This is a genomic window from Cryobacterium frigoriphilum, assembly GCF_004403305.1.
GTDB classification, from domain to species: Bacteria; Actinomycetota; Actinomycetes; order Actinomycetales; family Microbacteriaceae; genus Cryobacterium; species Cryobacterium frigoriphilum.
Genome location: NZ_SOHE01000010.1, coordinates 1 through 4451, shown reverse-complemented (window position 1 = coordinate 4451; position 4451 = coordinate 1). Strand labels below are relative to the sequence as shown.

The following is a 4451-nucleotide window of genomic DNA, read 5'->3' as shown; positions in this document are numbered from 1 at the left end:
TCGCCACCCGCTACGACAAGCTCGCACTGACCTACCGCGGCGGAGCTGTCCTCAGAGCCATAACTATTTGGTCGAAGGCATTAGGAGACACGCCCTAGTGGTATCGCCCACCGTGGAGATCATGACTCACGAACCTCTCAACGTCGTCGTCCTACTTTTCCCGAACAGCAGCAGAGTCGCTGACGGCCGAACAAACTCCTGCGGAGAGAGCACCAATTTTATTTAGTGGCTAAACTATCTGCATGATGGAGAAATCTCGAACAATCGCGTTATTCGGCGCAACAGGCAAAACCGGACGCAGGGTGCTTGCGCGATTACTCGGGGCAGGATACTCGGTACGGGCTTTGGCGCGAGCACCCGAACGCCTAGGTGTGATCGATGGGTTGACGGTGATTGCGGGAGATGTGCTTGACCCCGACGCGGTCGCGGAGACGATTCGTGGGTCGGACGCGGTCATCAGTGTGTTCGGACAGGTGAAGGGGTCGCCACTGCAAGTGCAAACCGACGGCACCCGACTCATCGTGAAGCAGATGCACGCGCACGGTTTGACCCGTATTGTCAGCCTGTCTGGCGGAGGTTTGCGGGATCCACACGACAGACCGAAGGCCGCCGATCATGTGATCCGGTTCCTGTTGAAGACATTGTCCGGCCGTGTCCTAGCTGATGCTGAAGGCCATTTGCGTGTGCTGGAGCAGAGTGGACTTGATTGGACGGTGGTTCGCGGACCGCGCCTGACGGAGAAGCCTGGCACGGGTTCATACCGGCTCGGCTGGGTCGGGCTAGACACCGGTATAGAGATCAGCCGCGACGACCTGGCAGACTTCATTCTCACCCAAATCGACGACGACCGATTCGTGCGCGCTATGCCCTTCGTGAGCGCATGAACACTACCGCCCCGCAACGGCGAAAAAGCGTGGCGCAAATCCTCGAAGCTGTCGTCGATCTGCAGCGACATATCCAGCCCAAGCAGCCTGCACCGTTCCGTGGGCACCGGCTCAGCAGCTCACACCTGGGGTTACTTTTCGTGCTGTCCCACCGCAGCCAGTGCACCCCCTCGGACCTGGCGACGCACCTGCAGATCACGCCGGGTGCAGTCACACAACTGGTCACGCGGTTGCGAGATGCGGAGCTGGTGGTCTCGACACGACATCCCGATGACTCTCGGTCGGTGATCTTGACCCTCACTGAAGCGGCGCAGGTGCACGTCGCGGAGTTCGAGAGCAGCGTCCTGAACAAATCATTGCCGTTGTTCAACTCGCTCAGTGACGCCGAACTGGCCACACTGGCCGCGCTATTGCACCGAGCGGGCGAGCGCACATGAGCGAACCAGCCGTCTTCGTCACCGGCGCCACCGGGATAGTTGGCGGAGCCGTCGTAAGGCACCTCTTGAATCGTGACGTCCCGGTCATCGCTGCTGTGCGCTCCGTGACGGATACCGCGATGCTGCCCGCAGGAGCTGTCGCGCGCCAATTCGACTTCGACTCCACGCCCGCCGAACTGACTCAAGCCTTGGTCGGCGTGGATCGGTTGTTCCTGATGCGGCCTCCGCCGATCGAGAATGTCGCTTGTTACCTTTTCCCGCTGATCGACGCAGCTCAGAAGGCGCAAATTCGGCAGATTGTCTTTCTGTCCCTGCAAGGCGTGCAAAGTAACCGTAAAACTCCGCATCACGCTGGCGAGAAGTATCTGCGACAACAAAATGTTCCGTACACGTTCCTGCGTCCGAATTTCTTTATGCAGAACCTGTCAACCACCTACGCCCAACGCATCCGCGACCAGAGCGAGATCTTTGTTCCGGCTGGCCGTTCCCGCACTGCATTCGTGGACGCCCGCGACATTGGCCGCGTCGCAGCGAGGGTTTTCACAGAACCGGGGCACCTTCGCAAGGCATATACACTATCTGGTGAGCAATCCCTCAGCTATAGCAACATCGCCGACATCATGACGGACGTCCTCGCGCGGCCTATCCGCTACTCGCGGCCCACAGAAGCCGAGTATCTGGCACAGCTCGCAGCCGAAGGACACCCAACGGCCTACATCGACGTGCAAAAAATGATTTACCGCGTGGTGCGCTGGAACATCTCAGCCTTCCCCAACCGCACGATCCGCAAACTCACCGGAATGCCAGCCACCACCTTCCGCGAATTCGCCCACGACAGTCGCACTACCTGGCAATAACGGCGAATACTCTCGACCTTCGAAGCCGACAAAGTTCACAGCCAGCAAACCAACCAACCGGAGACGGTCACGTACACAACACTGATCGAGTAACTCGTGACCCACACGGCCCACGCGTGCCGTGGCGCGCAAGCCGGACAGCGTCCGGGACACGCAAATAGGCGATCCACGAGTGTTACGACGACCGATTGAATCCGCCCAGCTTGTCATGGCCGCCGACACAGTGGCCTTGCCCCCGTTGACTGGACACCTCACAAGAGAGAATGTTCACATGGGAAAGACACGTCGGGAGTTCACTCCTGAGTACAAAGACGAAGCCGTGAAACTGGTGATCAACACCGGCAGGGCCATCGCGACCGTGGCCCGCGAGCTCGGCATAAACGAGGCATCGCTGGGCCGTTGGGTCATCGCTTTCAAGGCCCGAAACGACACCGGCGAGACCGGTGTCACCGAGTCGGAACGGGCCGAGCTGCTCCGGCTGCGCAAAGAAAACGCGGACCTGAAACTGGATCGGGCGTTTCTAAAAAAAGCGTCCATCTTCTTCGCCCAGGAAGCGTCGGATACGAGCGCAAAGCGTTCGAACTGATACTGGCGGAGAAGACCAACTTCACCATCACCCGCATGGTCCGCCTGCTCGAGGTGTCCCGCTCGGGATACTACGTCTGGCTCGACCGAAAGCCGTCCGATCGCTCGATTCGGCGGGAGGGTATCGAGCAGAAAGTGGCGTGGTTCCACGGCGACTCCGACGAAGTTTATGGCTCGCCCCGGATCCTCGCCGACCTCCGCGCTGACGGGGAGACCATCTCGCGCAAGACCGTCGCCAAGACCATGCAACGCCTCGGATTGGTGGGGATCTGCCCCAAAAAGTGGCGGACCACCACGATCATCGACCACGCCGACGCATACCCCGTCGACGCCGTCAAACGAGAATGGGACACCGGGGCCCTGAACCAGGTCTGGGTCGGCGACATCACCTATCTGAGGACCTGGGAGGGGTGGGTCTACTTAGCGACCGTGATCGACGCACACAGCCGCCGGGTCATCGGCTGGGACATCGCCGACCACATGCGGACCGATCTGATCGAGAATGCCCTCGTGATGGCCATGACCCTGCGCGGAGATAGGCCGGCGCAGGTCATATTCCACTCAGACCGCGGCACCCAATATGCCTCGGCCCAGATCACCGCGTTCGCGATCAAGAATGGCATCACTCGCTCGATGGGATTGACCAGTATTTGCTGGGAGCATCAACGCCATGGCCGAGAGCTTCTTCGCGACGCTGAAAACCGAGTTCTACTACCGCCGCGTCTGGCCCACCCGCGACCGCGCCACCCGCGAAGTCGGAGCCTGGATCGAGGGCCGATACAACCGTCGACGCCGACACTCCTCAATCGGAGATGTCAGCCCCGTCACCTTCGAACTGCAATACTCGTCACAGACCGCGGAAGTTCAACTCGCCGCTTAACCCGTGTCCACTAACCGGGGGCAAGACCACACAGCCCCGAACGCCTGGCTGAAGTCGCCGCCAAGATCAACGCACGACCACGCGAATCGCGCAATTGGGAGCCATCCCAAACGCACTTCGATAGGCTCAAATAACTAGCCCACATTTGATCAAGTGTTGCGACGATGGCTAGAAAGCGCCAAACGCTCCATCTATTGAAGCGTTGCTACGACCATATGACTTTGCCGTCCTCTCAAACGGTGAAGACGCCGATCACAGAGATATGGCAGGCGCTGCTGCCACCTTTCCGCCCGCCAGAGCTTGGCATAAGGGCGGGTTGGTGTTGGGAGCCCCAGCCCACCAGCTCGCGCAAAAAAGCCGCCCATTCGTCGCGGCGATGCCAGCCTGAATCCACGTCACCGTGACGGTCGCGGCAAACCGACGACCCACCCCTTCCGCGAACGCCATCAACACCGACAACGCCTCACCGCCGGCAAAACCGGCAGGCTTGGGCCAGAGCACCACCGCGTCGGGCGCATCCCGAACCAACAGCGTCGTGAACCGCTGCCCGATTGCGACCGCCGACGAGGCGAATGAGCGCAACCAACCGCGCACTGTTGAGGGCGGTCTGCCGCAGCTCGCGGCGATCTTTCGGTGACCCCACCCCAGCACCGTCTTCGCCTCGATTGCTGCCGCGATCACCTCGGCCGTATCAGCCCGGCGCACGGCCTGAATATTGGCTTCCGAGGGAGCCGGGGGTGGTGCGGATGAAAGCCGTTACGCCAAACCATGAATCGTGTCGTTCAGAGCCAGAGCTGGCGTCGTTGAG

Annotated in this window: 4 protein-coding genes and 1 pseudogene; 4 read left to right on the top strand and 1 reads right to left on the bottom strand. The window is 60.6% G+C overall.

The genetic code is table 11. From position 1 onward, the window contains the following. Nucleotides 1-242: 242 nt before the first annotated feature. The 4 genes and pseudogenes from E3T55_RS01330 to E3T55_RS01310 all read left to right on the top strand — a co-directional run bounded on the left by E3T55_RS01330 (nucleotide 243) and on the right by E3T55_RS01310 (nucleotide 3643). Nucleotides 243-884, top strand: a complete 642-nt coding sequence (locus E3T55_RS01330) for an NAD(P)-dependent oxidoreductase (RefSeq protein ID WP_198418488.1) — start codon at nucleotides 243-245, stop codon at nucleotides 882-884. A gap of 29 nt (nucleotides 885-913) precedes the next feature. Then, complete coding sequence (locus E3T55_RS01325) at nucleotides 914-1321, top strand: MarR family winged helix-turn-helix transcriptional regulator (protein WP_166791639.1); 408 nt, start codon at nucleotides 914-916, stop codon at nucleotides 1319-1321. Continuing rightward, the gene (locus E3T55_RS01320) at nucleotides 1318-2178 is read left to right on the top strand and encodes an SDR family oxidoreductase (protein ID WP_134517783.1); all 861 of its coding nucleotides are present in this window, start codon (nucleotides 1318-1320) and stop codon (nucleotides 2176-2178) included. The genes E3T55_RS01325 and E3T55_RS01320 overlap by 4 nt, the downstream gene beginning before the upstream one ends. 208 nt (nucleotides 2179-2386) lie before the next feature. Then, nucleotides 2387-3643: pseudogene (locus tag E3T55_RS01310) on the top strand (IS3 family transposase). A gap of 252 nt (nucleotides 3644-3895) precedes the next feature. Here the strand turns inward: E3T55_RS01310 and E3T55_RS01300 are convergent. Continuing rightward, the gene (locus E3T55_RS01300; protein WP_134517780.1) at nucleotides 3896-4324 is read right to left on the bottom strand and encodes a hypothetical protein; all 429 of its coding nucleotides are present in this window, start codon (nucleotides 4322-4324) and stop codon (nucleotides 3896-3898) included. Between the last annotated feature and the right edge of the window lie 127 nt (nucleotides 4325-4451).